The organism is Phaeobacter sp. B1627, from assembly GCF_006265095.1.
GTDB lineage: Bacteria > Pseudomonadota > Alphaproteobacteria > Rhodobacterales > Rhodobacteraceae > Epibacterium.
Window position 1 is genome coordinate 40,784 of sequence record NZ_VCNK01000025.1, and the last position, 15,827, is coordinate 56,610.

Sequence of the window (15,827 nt, forward strand, 5' to 3'; positions counted from 1 at the left end):
GGACTTGGCGTCAATTGCAATCAGGCCTTATGCGTCAACGTCACCGGCGCGATGCTGGGCCTTTGAAACCAGCCACACGGTGGCCTTCAGGCGCGCCTGCGGCAACGGGCTATGATGCGGGGTCCGGATTGATGCTGCGCAGTGTGCCTGCCTGTACCGCGCGCGCTTCCTGCAATGCGACGGCCGCACCTGACAAATGGCCGGACACCATCTGCAGCAGCTGCAGCGCCACCGAAATATCGCTTTCGATGACGGTCCGGTATTCCTCGGCGCCGATGCGGAGGAAGACGCAATCCTCTGCTGCGATCAGATCCAGGCGGCGGGGCTCGTCCACGATCACGGCCAGGTCACCGATCAACCGACCGGGACCGACCAGATTGAGATGCCCCACCTCCCCCGGGAAGCGCAGCTCTGCCTGCCCCGACAGGCACAGATAAACCGCATCGCCCGGCTCACCTGCGCGAAAGACCGCTGCACCGGTCGGCACACGAACCCATGAGGCCGAAAACGCCAGCAATCGGCGATGCCGCGCGTCCAGAGGCCTGAACAGGTCCACATCGCTGACGACCGCCAGCTTTCGGTCGAAATCATCGCCGGCGTTTTCAGCACCAGCCCCCGGTGACACAGCGCCACCGACTGCGCCGTCCAGACGGCCGTCTTTCAGCTCCAGAAAAAGATCATAGCGGTCCGGGTTCTCAAAGTGATCCTCAATGTGGATCATCGTGGTTTTCGGCAACAGCGTCTGTAATCTCGTCCGGGTTTTCAGGCGACTGTCGGCATCATGGCTCGCCAGTACGCGCTCCAGGATCAAAACATCCGGCCGCTTGATCGCCGCGCGCGTGAACGCGGCCCGTTCCCGAAACACCGGCGCCAGCAGCGCACCACCAAGGCCTGTCGGCAGGTCGTAGATCATCAATGCAAGCCGGGCCTTCAGGTCATGGTCGGCCATCACATCGGCGACCACATCCTCTACCGCCTGACCTTTGGCCCCCGCATGAGCCGCGACCCGGCCAAACAGGGCGTTTTCCAGCACCGTCAACTTGCGCGCATATTCATCTGCCCGGAGACGGCGAAAGACACCGGCGCAGTCGGACAGCAACAAATCACCGCGCCGGGCGCGCAGCCGCAGGATGTGATTTTTGAACGCCCGCGGCAGGCCGGAGCCAATCTGTTCCTCTGTCAGCAAAAACGGAAGCGTACACAGCAACGCGCGATCCTCCCGGCTCAGAGTCTGCCCCGCTCCGTGGCGATCTGCGGCCTGTGTAATCCGCACATAGAGGTCCTCATCCAGGCCCAGCCTGCGAAACAGGGGATGTCCGGTCTCGCCTCTGCCAAAGGTGCGCTGCAGTGTATCCAGCAGAGCCAGGCTGATATTGCGCGTCTCGTCTTCCAGCCCCTCAGCACGCAAGACGCGTTGGAACGGGCCGTCGGGGTCTGTGAACAGGGCCGTCGGGATCGGCTCCACCGCGAAGGCAAACATCATGTTCTCGGCCAGGGGCAAGGCCGGGTTGTAGCGATCCGGCAGAAATCTGTAGACCACATCGCGCAGGCCCTGCTCCACCAATCGCGCCTCGATCTGTGGCCGCAGCGCTTTAATCTGGGCTTCGAGCGCCCTGTGACGGTCATGCAGCCGGGCGTGCAACGTGCGGTGAAACAGCTGGCCATCGACGCCCATCGCCTCGACTAGTTGAAACCACCAGTCGCGCAGATCTTCGTCGGAGCCCAATCCGGCGAGGTCCGGGTTCACCCAATCGGCATGGAGCGGGTCAGGGCTGTTCCCCGCCCGCAGGGATTCGGCGCGCTCCGCTGCATCCAGCTCCATGTCAGAGGCCCGGGGACGGCTGCGCAGCGGCATCAGCACATTGTCCCCCAAAGAGCCGTCGAACAGATAGGGCGCGCTGAAGGCATAGCCGATCCGCGCGGCGATGACCCCCTGATGCAGCTCCCGCAGCGGGCGGCCCGCAATGACCACCTCGCCGCGCGCGGGCAACACATCCCGTGTCAGCAACTGCGCGAGCGCCTGACGCTCCGTTGCCGAAGTGCTCTGGATCGCCACCTGCGCACCCGCCGGAATAGTCAGGGTCAGACCATCGAGGATTGGCTTTCCCTCTGCGTCCTTCACCGTGACATCACGCAGCTCGATCGCACCGCGCAGGTGCGGCAGCTCGGTCGGCTCGCCTTCAAAAAGCTGCTCGTCGATCATGCCGGGAGGGGCAAATTTCTCGACCATGACCTGCCAGCGCAGCGACATGTCCTGTACCTGATTGTAGTAGGTCAGCAGCTCTTTCCATGGCCCTGACAGGTCCTTGTAGGCCGCCAGCGCCGCCACCAGCGCGCCCACCGTGATCTCCCCCCGGATCGCCAGAACCCCGCCGACCGAGTAGAAGAAAAACGGCGTCAGATGACCGATCAGGTTGTTCAGAAACTTCATGAAGAATTTCTTCGTGTAGATCCGTCGGCGGATTTCGAACAGGCGCCCCAGACGGTTCGAAATCTGCGCCAGGCGATACCGCCAGCCGCCATTGTTCCGAAGATCGCTCAACCCGGCCGCGGTTTCGCCGATCTCTGCTGCCAGCGCCCGGACCTCGGCAATACGATCCTTGTTCAGCAGGTTTATCTGGCGTTGCATCATCGGGATCAGCCAGGCCTGCAGCGGGATCAGCGCGACGGAGGCAAGACCGAACCAGACACTTTGCACAAAGAGAAAGGAAACGATGGTCAGCATTTGTCCGGCCTGAAAGACAGGCTGGGCCACGGCATCGCCCATCAATCCCCCCATGGGCTCCGATTCGGAGGTGATCATCGACACCATTTCGCCCTGACTGGTGGTGCGGAAGTAGCTTGTCGGGAACCGCATCATCCGCGCGATCATCTGATACCGCAGACGGCGCAACAGGCGCTCCGACATGATGCCTTTCATCGTGTTCAACCGCATTTTCATCATGCCGCCGGCCAGAACCGCGCCCAGAAAAGCAAGGCACAGCACCAGCAGGTAATCCTCGGAGGCCAGCCGCCGCCCCCATAGCTCGACCATCCCGGTCGGGGAGCCGATGGCATCGTTCACAATCCGTTTCGGCAACTCCAGCGTGGCATAGAGAAACGGAAAGGTCAGCATGGTCAAAAGCAAGAGCCCCAGCTGCTGCCGTTTTGAATAGCGCCAGATGAAGGCAAACAGGCTCGGCTCCACGCCTTGTCCTTTCAGTCAGTCAGGGACGCCGTGGGGCGCAGGGCATTTGGTTCAGATGACATGATCGCCCGATCAAAGGAAACCGCAAGCCCGGTCATGGTGCAACAGGCCCCCGGTCAGGGCAATGCCCATGCGAAGGGGCGTCAGGTAAGCGTGTTCTCGCCTCAATTCAAGGGATCGACGGTCAGGCTCTGATAGGCCTTGTCCCGTTTCAAGGCTGCGTTTACATCTTTTGGGTAAGCAAAACAGGGCTACCGACCTCCGTTAGGACAATAGGCCCTGGCCTGCCACGAGGACAGATGTGATCGACACGAGGGTACAGACAGCGGGGAAAGCCGCGCTCCAGAAGATCCAGCAGCGGGCGGGCTTGTCCCTCCTGCGCGCGCTTGCCCTCTGTGTGGCGCCTCTTGTCTTGGTGGGATGCATGGAAGGCAATCGGCTGGCCTTCGCCCCCCCGGGAGAGAACCTATCGCATCCCGGGCTGACCCGGGGCCGGACTTTGACGGCCGTTTTTGGCGAGGGAAAGCTCATTCTGGCGGCCCCCAACGGCTTCTGCTTTGACGCCCAGATGGAGGAACACACCTCCACAGGCGGCTTCGCCCTGCTGGCCCGCTGCGAAAGTCTGAGGGCGTTTGGAGGGCTGCGCGCAAACGATGGTGCACTGCTGACAGCGACCGTCGGATCGGTGGCCGCAAATACGCCCGCCCCCTCGGCCGAAGCTTTGCGAACCGCCTTCACCTCATCGCGCACCGCTGCACGGGTTCTGGAGACCCGCCGCGACACCGAAATCCCACTGGTGAAACTGCATCTGGATGGCCATTCCGCCGCCGGCGCAAGCGGCACCCACTGGCGCGGTGCGTTTGTCGTGCGCGGCCATCTGGTTTCGGTGGCGCTATATGCGCCGGACGGCAGTAGTTTTCTCGGCGAAAAAGGCGCGCGCCTGATCCGGGAATTCATGCGCGCAACGCGCAACGCCACCCAGTTGGCAAAGGTCACGACGCCGGCCTCACCGGGTGAGTCCGCCCCTTTGCGCAGCAAACGCCCCCTCGCACGAACGGACCCCCAAAGCATCACCGCCGAAGCCGCAATCGCCGTCAAAGGGTGACCCTGCCTCCAAAGAGCGCAAAAGAGATGGCTCAGAAACGGCTTTGTGCGTAGCCTCTAATTGTTTAATATGGCAGGCAAAACCCGGCGAAATGCACGGGCAAGGCATACGAGCACGCAAGCGCCGGGGGCAGGATGGGCAGACTCCTTGAACGACTGTTGAACGCAGGGACATTGCGCCGCTGGCAAAAAGCGTCACGCGGGGCGACCACTGCGCCGCTCTCCCGCCTGCGCAGGCACCGGAGCGACGCCCGCAAACTGCGCTTCTACCTGGATCAGCTCATTCATACAGCCGACGGTCGGCTGGCACTGCCGCTGGTCGGGTCGTCCTATTTCCCGCGCCCCCAGGGCACCGAATGGTCCTGGCGACCGGAGCTATGGCGCGGCCCCCTGCCGGTCCCCGGCCTGTCATCAGTGCCCAGCAAGACCAGACTGGGCGAGGAGGTGCAGCTCTTTCATGACTGCGCGATCTCCGAACTCACCCTGCGGCAACTGCGCAATCTGCGCGAAGAAGATCTGGCCCCCTTCTGTCTGCGCATGGATGTGTTCAAATTCGACGGCTCCTTTCTGTCACTCGTTATTGATATCCCCGTCGAGGCGACAATCGGTCTCACCCGTCAACACCTGATCCGGATGGATTGCATTGTCGAAACCGAGCAGCCGATCGAGATTTTCGCCCGTCTGAACGTCAAACACGGCCCCAACACCGAACAATTCGTCCGGGAGTTGCCTCCGGGCGAAAAAGACGTCACCGTTGAATATGATCTGGCCTATTCGCGGTTGAACGAAAAGCGGATCGAAAAAATCTGGATGGATCTGATCTTTGAGGCTCCTGATCTCAATCAGGTCATTCTGCGTGACGTGACCTTCGCCCGCTATCGTCGCGCCAATATATGATCGTCACATCGGGAGATCCATCATGAGCGCCCTGACCCTCAGCAAGATCCGCTTTTGCAACGGCACCTGGGAAGGCCAGATCGACAATGCTCCGGCGTCCAGTGCCCGTCCCGAGATTTCGGTGCGCTTGCTGGACCGAACAATCGACACGGTCACCCTCAGCGAGAGCGAGACGGCGCCGGGCACCTGGACCCTCGCCGTACAGATCCCGCCAGAGGCAATCGGGGACGGCGTGCAGACCTTTGTCATCTCCGACACCAAAACCGACCAGAAACTGGGAGATTTCACCCTGATCGCCGGCGACCCTCTCACCGATGACCTGCGCGCCGAGGTGGCGTTGCTGCGGGCGGAACTGGATATGCTGAAACGCGCGTTTCGCCGTCACTGCCTCGAAACCACCTGAAACGCGGCAGGCGGCACAGACATTGCCGCCTGCGGCTACGCGCTCTGCACGGATCGCACAAAACTGCGTTCGATCTCGATCAGTCGCTGCTTGCGCCACAACCCGCCGCCATAGCCGGTCAAGGCACCATCCGCCCCCAGAACCCGGTGGCAGGGGATCATGACCGCGATTTGATTGGCCCCATTCGCCCGGGCCACTGCCCGGCTCGATCCCGGACGGCCAAGGGCCTGGGCCAACTTGCCATAGCTGCGCGTTTCGCCGGGGGGAATATCCCGCAGCGCCCGCCAGACTTCGGCCTCGAACGCCGTTCCGTGATAGGCCAGTGGTGTATTGAACTCGGCGCTCTCGCCCGAAAAATAGCGTGAGAGCTCCTCGGCGGCCTGATCGGTCACGGTGGGGCGGCCAAAGCCAATGCCGCCGGGTTGCCGCTTTTGCAGTTTCGCCACTTCGCGGGGGAGGGCCTTTCGGTCGGCAAATTCGAGCAGGTGCAACTGGTGCTGGCAGGCCACCGCCACCATCGCTCCGAGCGGCGTTTCGATCCAGTCGGCAAGCAACTGCGCGTCCTTGCGGAACAGTCCCGGTGACACCCCGACCAGCCGGGCAAAGGCGGTGCGAAAGGCGCTGGCGCTTTCAAACCCCGCATCTATCTGCGCCGCGATCACGGATTCGCCCGCGCTGAGCGTCGTGAACCCTTCGCGCAGGCGCCGTTGCCGGGCCATCTCCAGAAAGGTCATGCCGAATTGCCGCTTGAAGGCACGGCGCACCGTAGAAGGATCCGCCCCCGTCGCGGCGACATCCGCTTCGGTCCAGCGGTGTGCGGGACGTCGTTCCAGTGCCGCGAGCAGATCCCGGACAACCGGATCATTGCCCGCCGCCGCATTCACCGGATGGCAGCGCTTGCAGGCCCGAAAACCCGCCTCGATACAGGCACCCGATGTCGGAAAGAACTGGCAGTTTTCATACTTCGGCTTTCGCGCCGGGCAGGTCAGGCGGCAAAATATGCCAGTCGAGGTCACCCCGACGTATGCGCGCCCGTCATAGGCCGCGTCCCGCGCCAGGAGCGCCTTGTAGAGTGTTGGGGAATCGGGCAGGTCAAACATCATCATCCTTCTGTTTTAGACGCTGGATCTGGCCGTGCCGCCGAAATTCGGGCGTCTATTCTGATATTTTATCGACGCATGAGCGGTGACGAAAAAAGGTCGCCCGGGCGGGGCGACCTTCTGCAGATACAATGAACCGGCCCCCGTCAGGGTTTCAGCCCGGGACTTCAGTCTTTTGGTCCCAATGCCGACAGCCCCTTGAGGATATCGATCGCATAGGCAAGCTGGTAGTCTTCCTCGCGCAGCTCCGCCGCTTTCTCGGCTTTTTCGCGGTCAGCCTCGATCTGACGCGCCTCATCCTCGGACAGGCTGTCATTATTCAGGCTGCCACGCAGATCAGCCTCGGAGCGCTGACGGAAGACGCTGCTGGCAGGTTCTTCTTCCTCGGCCTCCGGACGACTGCGCGGTTGTTCGACAATGATGTCGGGACTGACGCCCAGCGCCTGGATCGAGCGACCGGACGGGGTGTAGTATCGCGCCGTGGTCAGGCGCATGGCACCATCGCCGCGCAATGGCATCACCGTCTGTACGGATCCCTTGCCAAAAGATTTGGTACCAACCACGATCGCCCGGCGATGGTCCTGCAGAGCGCCGGCAACGATTTCAGAGGCCGAGGCAGAGCCGCCGTTGATCAGCACCACCACAGGTTTGCCGCCCACCAGATCGCCCGGTGTCGCGTTGAAACGTTCGCCGTCTTCGGGGTTGCGGCCACGCGTCGAGACAATCTCGCCGCTTTCCAGGAAACTGTCGGCCACGCTGATCGCCTGATTGAGCAACCCGCCCGGATTGTTGCGCAGGTCCAGAACAATGCCGTTCACATTGTCCATACCGCCCAGTTCCTCGATTTGCTCCCGCAGGCTCTCTTCGAGGTTCGGCGTGGTCTGCTCGTTGAAGGTGGTGACCCGCAAAACAACCGTGTCGCCCTCGGTGCGCGCCCGCACGGCGGTCATGGTGATGGTGTCGCGAATGATCGAAATATCAAACGGCTCGTCCTCACCTTCCCGCACCACGGTGATGATGATCTCCGATCCCACCGGGCCGCGCATCAGCTCTACCGCTTCGTCCAGCGACAGGCCCAGAAGGCTCTCACCATCAACATGAGTGATGAAATCACCGGCCTCCACACCGGCCTCATCCGCCGGGGTGTCATCCATCGGCGAGACGACTTTGACGAAACCGTCTTCCTGCGTGACCTCGATACCAAGTCCGCCGAATTCGCCTCGGGTCTGGACGCGCATCTTGCTGGCGTCATCCGGGGACAGGTAGCTGGAATGCGGATCGAGCGATTGCAGCATGCCACCGATGGCGGCCTCGATCAGCTCGGTTTCATCCACGTCTTCGACGTATTGCGCCCGGATACGCTCAAAGATGTCGCCGAACAGGTCAAGCTGCTCGTAAACGCTCGTCTCATTGCTTTCCTGAGCCAGCAAGGGGGCCGCCACATAGGTCGTTGCCACAATGCCCGCGAGCGTGCCGCCCAGAGCCGCCATCGCAAATTTCTTCATCTCTTGCCTATCCACCTTGCCCGGTCCGGAACCACGTCTCAGGGTCCACGGGACTGTTTTCCATTCTGACCTCTATATAGAGCGTTTCTGTCCGGCCAGTTCCACCCCCTTCACCGCTAAGTGACAAAATCGCGCCGCTCTGCGCCGATTCCCCCCCCATCAGACCAATGGGGGTGCCTTCGGGAATCACCTGACCCGTCTCGCCAAACACCTCCGCCAATCCGGAGAGGATGAACAATGTGTCCGGCTGCGGCTCCAGAATGGCCACACGACCCAGATCCAGAAGCGGGCCGAGATAGCGGATGGTGGCAGCCGTCGGGCTGACAACGAGCGCCCGGGGCCGGGTCGCCACCAAAATGCCCGACCGTACAACGCCTGCTGCATCGCGCTCGCCGTAACGGCGCAGCAGCAGCCCCTCTACCGGAAGCGGCACGTCGCCCCGCTGGTCCGAGATATCGGCCGAGCTGGTCTCAACCCCGTTGGCCTCTGCAATCAGGGCCAGCCCATCGGCAAACCCGGTGAGCGTCTCGGTCGAGGAAATCAGAATAGCTGTCTGGACCGGATCATCGGTAAAGCGTTTCGGCAGATCCTGTCGGTCGGCGATCGCCGTAGACAGGGCCGCGCGGGCCGCCTGTACGCCCTGCAACCCCTCCTCCAGACGTTGCGCCGCGCTTTGCTGCAGGAGGCGCAGATCGCGGACCTCCTGCAAATCATTGCGCAGGGCATCTGCACGCGTCTGCAGCCCCGGTGTGACCTCGGCCAGCATCATCGCCGAACGGGCTGCCCCCAAAGGGCCCGATGGGTGCAGCATCAACACCGGCGGAGTCGAGGTTTCAATGGTCGTGATGATCCCCAGAAGGTCTGCCACCTCATCCTCGCGCGCCTTCAGCTGGGTGGTGAGCTGGGTGTCACGCCGCGCGACCCGGCGCAATCCGTCACGCATGGCCTGAAGGCCCGCCTCATAGGCGCGCACCGTTTCGGTCAGGGCCTTTACCCGATCTGCGGCGCTTTTGGCCTGATCCATCCGCTCCGAGGCGGCCTCCAGCGCGCGGGCCGCTTCGGCTGCGGCCTCCGTCGGGGACTGGGCCGCGGCTGGCGTCGGCATGGCTGCGGTCAGCGCAAAGGCCAATGCCACAATCAGCGCGCTGAATTGCCTCATGCCAGCAGGCTCTCTCCGGTCATCTCCTCGGGCTGCTGCAACTGCATCAGAGCCAGCAGTGTCGGGGCCAGGTCCGCGAGTTTGCCATCCCGCAAGCTGACCCCCTCCGGCCCGTTCACCAGCGCCACGGGCACCAGATTTGTGGTATGCGCGGTATGCGCGCCGCCGGTGACCGGATCCACCATCAGCTCGCAATTGCCGTGGTCGGCGGTCACGATCATGGTGCCGCCCGCTTTTTTCAGGGCCTCCACCACCCGCCCGAGGCCCTGGTCCACGGCCTCGCAGGCCTTGATTGCGGCCTGCAGGTCACCGGTGTGGCCCACCATGTCGGGGTTGGCGTAATTCGTCACGATCAGATCATATCCAGCGGCGATGGCCTCGACGAATTTTTCGGTCACCTCGGGTGCCGACATTTCCGGCTGCAGATCGTAGGTCGCGACCTTGGGCGATTTTGGCATCGCGCGATCTTCGCCGACTTCGGGGGTTTCCTTGCCCCCGTTGAGGAAAAACGTCACATGCGGGTATTTCTCGGTCTCGGCCAGCCGGAACTGACGCTTGCCCTGCTTTGCCACCCATTCCCCCAGCGTGTTTACGATCGCCGTCTTGGGATAGGCCGTCGTCATATAGGCATTGTGGCCGTCCGAGTATTCGACCATTCCCAGCAACGCCGCCAGATCTGGGCGGGTGCCGACGTCGAATTCGGCAAACTCAGGCTCGCCGATGGCCCGCAGGATTTCCCGTGCGCGGTCGGCCCGAAAGTTGAGACAAAAGACCCCGTCGCCCTCCCGTATACCTTTGAAATCCCCGACCACTGTGGCTTTTACAAATTCATCAAGCTCGTCGCGACCATACGAGGCCTCGACCGCCGCCGCCGCCGTCTCAGCCGTGAACTGGCCCCTGCCATGGACCATCGCCTCATAGGCCTGCGACACCCGCTCCCAACGGTTGTCGCGATCCATCGCATAGTAGCGCCCGGTGACGGTGGCGATTCTGGCCCCTGCGGCCATTCCGGCCTCAACCTGATCAAGGTAGCCCAGCGCCGATTTCGGAGCCACGTCGCGCCCGTCGGTCATCGCATGCAGCCACACCGGCACGCCCGCATCTGCAATCGCCTTGATTGCGGCCAGGATATGGGTCACGTGGCCATGCACGCCGCCATCGGAAACCAACCCCATCAGATGCGCCGCACCACCGGTTTCTTTCAGCCTCGCGATGAACGCCTGCAGCGCGTCATTTTTGAAAAACGATCCGTCCTCGATGGCGAGGTCGATCTGGCCGAGATCCATCGCCACCACCCGGCCCGCGCCGATGTTGGTATGCCCCACCTCTGAATTGCCCATTTGCCCGCTTGGCAGCCCCACATCAGGGCCATGGGTGATCAGCCTGGCCACGGGGCCTTTGGCCATGATGGCATCCAGCGTCGGGGTCTTTGCCAGATAGGGCGCATTTGCTGGGCCCGGTTCGGCGCTGCCCCAACCATCGAGAATACAAAGGACAACGGGTTTGGGTGCAGGCATGTTACATCTCCGTGCGGTGATCGCGGTTCTTGCCCGGTTCTACAGGCAGACGTGCGGTTGGGAAACCGGGGATACGCGGGTTTGGCAGGCTTTTGCACGCCGGGGCTTTTCTCCTGTGCGCCGCCGCCGTCCCCGGTGCCCTTTCGGGCGGTCAGCTGCCCGGCGGTGTCAGCCGGTCCCGCAGCAACGCCAGCGGGTGCGCTTTCAGGCTGAGGCGCATGGCGACATAATCCTCCACCACTTCTTCGCCGAGGGTCATTTTCGGCAGGTTGGCGTCGGGCTCATCGATGATTTCGCCATCAATCTCGCGCGCGAACAGCGGCAGGGGTTTTGCCGCCGACACCGCCTTGGCCGCCCAGAGCGCCTCCCGGCGGTTCAGGCCCAGCGTGGCAAAGGCATCCGCCTCTGCCAGCCGCTCGATCACCCGTGGCGCAAGACCCGCCTTGCGCCAGACGTCCTCGACCGTGTGATACCCATTGCCGCGGGCCGCCGTCAGCCAGCCCGCGTCCTCTTCCGATATCCCCTTGATCTGCCGGAACCCCAGCCGCAGCGCCAACCCGCCCCGCGCGTCGGGCTCCATCGTATTGTCCCAATATGAGCTGTTGATGCAGATCGGCCGGACATCGACCTGATGGTCCCGCGCATCCCGCACGATCTGCGCCGGGGCATAAAACCCCATTGGCTGCGCATTCAGCAACGCACAGGCGAAAATGCCGGGGTGATGGCATTTGATCCAGGCCGAGGCATAGACCAGCAGCGCGAAACTCGCCGCGTGGCTTTCGGGGAAACCGTAGGAGCCGAACCCCTCGATCTGGGAAAAGCATCGCTCGGAAAATTCGGCATCATAGCCGTTTTTCGCCATTCCCCGCAAAAACAGCGAGCGGAACTCGCTGACCGAGCCGTGTTTCTTGAAGGTCGCAAGCGAGCGACGCAGGCGATCGGCCTGCTCGGGTGTGAAGCCTGCTCCGACCATGGCGATCTGCATCGCCTGCTCCTGAAACAGCGGTACACCGAGGGTCTTTCCAAGCACCTCGCCCAACGCATCCGAGGGGAAAGAGACCGGCTCCTCGCCATTGCGACGCCGGATATAGGGATGCACCATGTCGCCCTGGATCGGCCCCGGACGAATAATCGCAACCTCGATCACCAGATCATAGAAATCCCGTGGTCGCATCCGCGGCAAAAAATTCATCTGCGCCCGGCTTTCCACCTGAAACACACCGATGCTGTCAGCGCGACAGAGCATATCGTAGACTTGTGGATCTTCTGCCGGCAGGGTGGCGAGGGTGAAATCCTGCCGCAAATGCTGGTGCATCAGGTCAAACGCCTTGCGGATGCAGGTCAGCATGCCGAGGCTCAGCACGTCGACCTTGAGAATGCCCAGCGCCTCAATATCGTCCTTGTCCCAGCAAATGACCGTGCGCCCCTCCATGCTGGCATTCTCGATCGGAACCAGCTCATCCAGGCGGCCTTCGGTAATGACGAAACCGCCCACGTGCTGGCTCAGGTGACGGGGAAAGCCGATGATGTCTTCGACCAGATCCATGGTCTGGATCAGTCGCCGATCGCCGGGATCAAGGCCGATTTCCCGCATCCGCTGCGCCTCGAGCCCCTGTGTGCTGAAAAATCCCCAAAGCTGGGAGGACAGCGCCGAGATGGTATCCTCGCTAAGCCCCATGGCGCGGCCCACCTCGCGAATGGCGCGTTTGCCACGATAGTGGATCACAGTGGCACAGAGCCCGGCGCGGTGGCGGCCATAGCGCTCATAGATCCACTGGATCACTTCCTCGCGCCGCTCATGTTCGAAATCCACATCGATGTCGGGCGGCTCATCCCGGGCTTCGGACACGAACCGTTCAAAAACCATGGTGCCGATCTCGGGCGGGATGGAGGTGACGCCGAGACAATAGCACACCACCGAATTCGCTGCCGATCCGCGCCCCTGGCACAGAATATCGCGGGAGCGCGCAAAGGCGACAATGTCATTGACGGTGAGGAAATAGGCTTCGTATTTCAGCTGCGAGATCAGTGCCAGCTCGTGAGACAGCATCTGCTGCACCTTGGGACTTGCCCCGCCCGGATAGCGCCATTTCAGCCCCGCATGAGCAAGCCGGTGCAGGCGTTCGGTGGGGGTCTCGCCCTGCCCTTCATCCGGGTAGTCATAGCGCAGTTCATCAAGGTTGAAATTCAGCCTGCGTGCAAGGTCACCGGCACGGGTCACGGCATCCTCGTAGCCGGCAAATATCCGGCGCATGTCCGCTTCTGACCTCAGGCGTTGCTCACCATTGGCCAGTGCATTGCGCCCCAGGGCATCAACCCGGAGTCCAAGCCGGATGGCCGACAGAACATCGCCCAGGCGGCGGCGGCACCCGTGATGCATGCGCGGTGCGGCAGCCGCCAGCGTCGGCAGGCAATACCGCTCGGCCATCTCTGTCAGTGCCGCAAACCGCAGCGTATCGGCGCCATCATAGGAAGGTGCCATCAACAGATGCATGCGTCCGGCAAAGCGGCGCGTCAGAGCGTCCATATGCGGCCCCCACCCATACGCGCCGCATGGTGAGGGATGCGATTGTGGCACCAGAAGCAGGTGGAGATCTTGCGCATGATCCAAAAGGTCCTGCAGTTTCAATATACAAGACCCCTTTTCCGCACGCAGCCGACCACAGGACAGAAGCCGCGAAAGCCGCCCCCAGCCAATGCGGGTGCGGGGCAGGGCAATCACATCAGGTGCGTCGCGGAACACCAGTCTCGCCGCGGGGAACAGACGCGGCACCGCATAAATCGGGAAACTCTCGTCCTCCTGCCCTTTCGCCAGATGGTCAGGGCAGGGCGGTCCAATGATCGTATGTTCGCGCTCCCAGGCTTGCCGCTCCTCCACCCGCCGGGCGATGTCGCGCACCGCCACATGCGCCCGCACGATCCCCGCAACCGAGTTTTCATCCGCGATCGCCAGTCCCGCGATCCCAAGCTCCAACGCACGCATCACGTATTCCTCCGGATGCGTCGCCCCGGTCAGGAAGGTGAAATTGGAAAGACAGGCGAACTCAACAAACATACCTCTCTATATTCCCGTTTTGTTCTGTTCGCGAGTCCTGCCACAATCCCCCCTTCAGCGCGCCGCAGGCGCGCTGCCACGCCCAACGGGCGAGGTTGCATTTTCAATGCAATCGAGACGGGCGGGAGAGCCCCCGAAGCCGCAGGATTCGGGTCGCCTCATAGGATGTGGGATTGATAGCTATGGCCAATCTGACCCAAAGGGCTCTTCTGGCGCCATATTACCGCAATGCCCACTAAAACCATCCGCGGGTCAATAAAAGGTCAGACATCCTGACGTATTGTTTCGCGCGCGAAACATTCGCTAAAATGCGAAAGATATTTTACGCTCGTTTGCTGACAGGGAAAAACACGCACAAACCTCTGAAAAGGCGAAAAATTAACTCCCGGCACGGCCAGACCAAGATCGCATAAACTGTCTTTTTCATGCTGGCGTTGCGGAAATTGGCACAGCACCCCCAGAAAAGCCCCCGCGACTTTTGTCACGACAGGGATCTTGACGAAACAGGACAGGCCGCAGCACTGCGCCATGCTATCCGGATTTCGTCAGTGCCAGGAAAACATCCTCAAGATCGGCCTCTTCGGTTTTGACATCCCGAATGGAAATCCCTGCGGCCCGCACCGATTCCAGCACGGCCTCGGCGCTGGTTTCATTGCTGTGGTAGCGGAGCACAACGGCCCCGTCGGCCCGGGTCTCTGCTTCTATGCCGGGCGCCGACGGCAATGTGGTCACGGGAGCCGCCGGCTGAACCACCATGGCGCGCGCATCAAGGCGACCAAGCAGGTTGGCCGTCGAATCCCGCGCCACCACTTCGCCTTGATTGATGATGGCAATTTCGTCGCACATCTCCTGTGCTTCTTCGAGGTAATGAGTGGTTAGAATGATGGTCATGCCGTCTGCATTCAACTTGCGCACATTTTCCCAAAGCATCTGGCGCAATTCGATGTCCACGCCGGCCGTCGGCTCATCAAGGACGAGGATATTGGGGCGATGTACCAATGCTTTGCCCAGGAGCAACCGCCGCCGCATGCCGCCGGACAGGGTCCGGGCATAGGCCTCGGCCTTGTCTTCCAACCCGATCAGCCGGAGGATCCCGTCGCTGTCACGCCCCGCCTTCGGCACTCCGTACAGTCCCGCCTGCACCTCCAGCGCGCCGCGTGGGGTGAAGAATGGGTCGAGGTTCAGCTCCTGTGGCATCACTCCGATGGAGGCCCGGCTCTGGCGCGGATTTTCATCCTGATCAAAGCCCCAGATGGTGACCTTGCCCGCCGTTTTCAGCACCAGACCTGCCAGAATATTGATCAGCGTCGATTTCCCTGCCCCGTTCGGCCCCAACAGACCAAAGACCGATCCTCGCGGCACGGTGAGATCGATGCCCTTAAGTGCGTCTTTCTCCGGCTGTCCTTTGCGCCCCTTGTAGGTTTTACGCAAAGCTTCGATTCGGATTGCCTCGTCAGTCATCGCGGCTCTTGCCCCCGGTTTTGCCATGGCTCATAAAGCCACTACCGCATTAGCCAGAGGACTGCCAGCGATGACCATTGAAGCGCCGGAAACCAAAATCGTGGACAGTTACCGCGTTGCCTGTGACGGCAGCGAAGGCGCATTGGGCCACCCCCGGGTCTATCTGCAGATCCCCGAAGACAGCGGGTTCGTCGAATGCCCCTATTGTGACTGCAAATTCGTCCACAAGGATTCTGCCGACAAGCATTGACCGACGCGCTTGCGTTCCCGGCCCCCGCGCAGGCCCGGGAACCGGCAGGGGGCTCTGCCCCCTCGGCTGACGCCTTCACCCCCGAGGTATTTCCCGTCAGGTGAAAGGGGGAGGCTGTGATATTGGCCCCGTTGAGCGATTGCATGCGCGTGAGGGATCACGGATAAGGTGGACCGGACCAATTGGGAA

General features: G+C 62.2%; 12 protein-coding genes. 4 read left to right on the forward strand and 8 right to left on the reverse strand.

The genetic code is table 11. From position 1 onward, the window contains the following. Positions 1–109: 109 nt before the first annotated feature. On the reverse strand, positions 110–3,187 hold the full coding sequence (locus FGE21_RS14145; RefSeq protein WP_139663954.1) for an ABC transporter transmembrane domain-containing protein: 3,078 nt from the start codon (positions 3,185–3,187) through the stop codon (positions 110–112). Between the two features lie 424 nt (positions 3,188–3,611). Between FGE21_RS14145 and FGE21_RS14150 the strand changes: the two genes are divergently transcribed. The 3 genes from FGE21_RS14150 to FGE21_RS14160 all read left to right on the forward strand — a co-directional run bounded on the left by FGE21_RS14150 (position 3,612) and on the right by FGE21_RS14160 (position 5,591). After that, complete coding sequence (locus tag FGE21_RS14150) at positions 3,612–4,292, forward strand: hypothetical protein (protein WP_176695445.1); 681 nt, start codon at positions 3,612–3,614, stop codon at positions 4,290–4,292. Positions 4,293–4,426: 134 nt separating this feature from the next. Beyond that, a complete protein-coding gene (locus FGE21_RS14155; protein ID WP_139663955.1) occupies positions 4,427–5,188 on the forward strand; it encodes a DUF6478 family protein in 762 nt (253 codons plus the stop codon). Between the two features lie 22 nt (positions 5,189–5,210). After that, the gene (locus tag FGE21_RS14160; RefSeq protein ID WP_139663956.1) at positions 5,211–5,591 is read left to right on the forward strand and encodes a hypothetical protein; all 381 of its coding nucleotides are present in this window, start codon (positions 5,211–5,213) and stop codon (positions 5,589–5,591) included. A gap of 35 nt (positions 5,592–5,626) precedes the next feature. Here the strand turns inward: FGE21_RS14160 and FGE21_RS14165 are convergent, their stop codons facing one another. From FGE21_RS14165 to FGE21_RS14195, 7 genes are all read right to left on the reverse strand, one after another. Then, the gene (locus FGE21_RS14165) at positions 5,627–6,694 is read right to left on the reverse strand and encodes a bifunctional transcriptional activator/DNA repair enzyme AdaA (RefSeq protein ID WP_139664012.1); all 1,068 of its coding nucleotides are present in this window, start codon (positions 6,692–6,694) and stop codon (positions 5,627–5,629) included. Positions 6,695–6,858: 164 nt separating this feature from the next. Beyond that, complete coding sequence (locus FGE21_RS14170; protein ID WP_139663957.1) at positions 6,859–8,196, reverse strand: S41 family peptidase; 1,338 nt, start codon at positions 8,194–8,196, stop codon at positions 6,859–6,861. A gap of 7 nt (positions 8,197–8,203) precedes the next feature. After that, a complete protein-coding gene (locus FGE21_RS14175) occupies positions 8,204–9,355 on the reverse strand; it encodes a murein hydrolase activator EnvC (RefSeq protein WP_370285705.1) in 1,152 nt (383 codons plus the stop codon). Beyond that, a complete protein-coding gene (gene gpmI, locus FGE21_RS14180; RefSeq protein ID WP_139663958.1) occupies positions 9,352–10,872 on the reverse strand; it encodes a 2,3-bisphosphoglycerate-independent phosphoglycerate mutase in 1,521 nt (506 codons plus the stop codon). Before gpmI ends, FGE21_RS14175 begins: the two co-directional genes overlap by 4 nt. A gap of 151 nt (positions 10,873–11,023) precedes the next feature. After that, the gene (locus tag FGE21_RS14185; RefSeq protein ID WP_139663959.1) at positions 11,024–13,927 is read right to left on the reverse strand and encodes an error-prone DNA polymerase; all 2,904 of its coding nucleotides are present in this window, start codon (positions 13,925–13,927) and stop codon (positions 11,024–11,026) included. A 263-nt stretch (positions 13,928–14,190) separates the two neighbouring features. Further along, complete coding sequence (locus tag FGE21_RS14190; RefSeq protein WP_139663960.1) at positions 14,191–14,412, reverse strand: hypothetical protein; 222 nt, start codon at positions 14,410–14,412, stop codon at positions 14,191–14,193. A gap of 46 nt (positions 14,413–14,458) precedes the next feature. Then, entirely contained in the window at positions 14,459–15,388 is a 930-nt protein-coding gene (locus FGE21_RS14195; RefSeq protein ID WP_139663961.1) for an ABC transporter ATP-binding protein, read from the reverse strand. 70 nt (positions 15,389–15,458) lie between these two features. Between FGE21_RS14195 and FGE21_RS14200 the strand changes: the two genes are divergently transcribed. Then, positions 15,459–15,638 (forward strand): zinc-finger domain-containing protein, encoded by a 180-nt coding sequence (locus tag FGE21_RS14200; protein WP_139663962.1) that lies wholly within the window; start codon positions 15,459–15,461, stop codon positions 15,636–15,638. Positions 15,639–15,827 lie beyond the last annotated feature (189 nt).

Bases quoted from the DNA above. Each gene is read 5' to 3' on its own strand.
- FGE21_RS14150 (WP_176695445.1), top strand. From the start codon at position 3,612: ATGGAAGGCAATCGGCTGGCCTTCGCCCCCCCGGGAGAGAACCTATCG.
- FGE21_RS14155 (WP_139663955.1), top strand. From the start codon at position 4,427: ATGGGCAGACTCCTTGAACGACTGTTGAACGCAGGGACATTGCGCCGC.
- FGE21_RS14160 (WP_139663956.1), top strand. From the start codon at position 5,211: ATGAGCGCCCTGACCCTCAGCAAGATCCGCTTTTGCAACGGCACCTGG.
- FGE21_RS14165 (WP_139664012.1), bottom strand. From the start codon at position 6,694: ATGATGTTTGACCTGCCCGATTCCCCAACACTCTACAAGGCGCTCCTG.
- FGE21_RS14170 (WP_139663957.1), bottom strand. From the start codon at position 8,196: ATGAAGAAATTTGCGATGGCGGCTCTGGGCGGCACGCTCGCGGGCATT.
- FGE21_RS14175 (WP_370285705.1), bottom strand. From the start codon at position 9,355: ATGAGGCAATTCAGCGCGCTGATTGTGGCATTGGCCTTTGCGCTGACC.
- gpmI (WP_139663958.1), bottom strand. From the start codon at position 10,872: ATGCCTGCACCCAAACCCGTTGTCCTTTGTATTCTCGATGGTTGGGGC.
- FGE21_RS14185 (WP_139663959.1), bottom strand. From the start codon at position 13,927: ATGTTTGTTGAGTTCGCCTGTCTTTCCAATTTCACCTTCCTGACCGGG.
- FGE21_RS14195 (WP_139663961.1), bottom strand. From the start codon at position 15,388: ATGACTGACGAGGCAATCCGAATCGAAGCTTTGCGTAAAACCTACAAG.
- FGE21_RS14200 (WP_139663962.1), top strand. From the start codon at position 15,459: ATGACCATTGAAGCGCCGGAAACCAAAATCGTGGACAGTTACCGCGTT.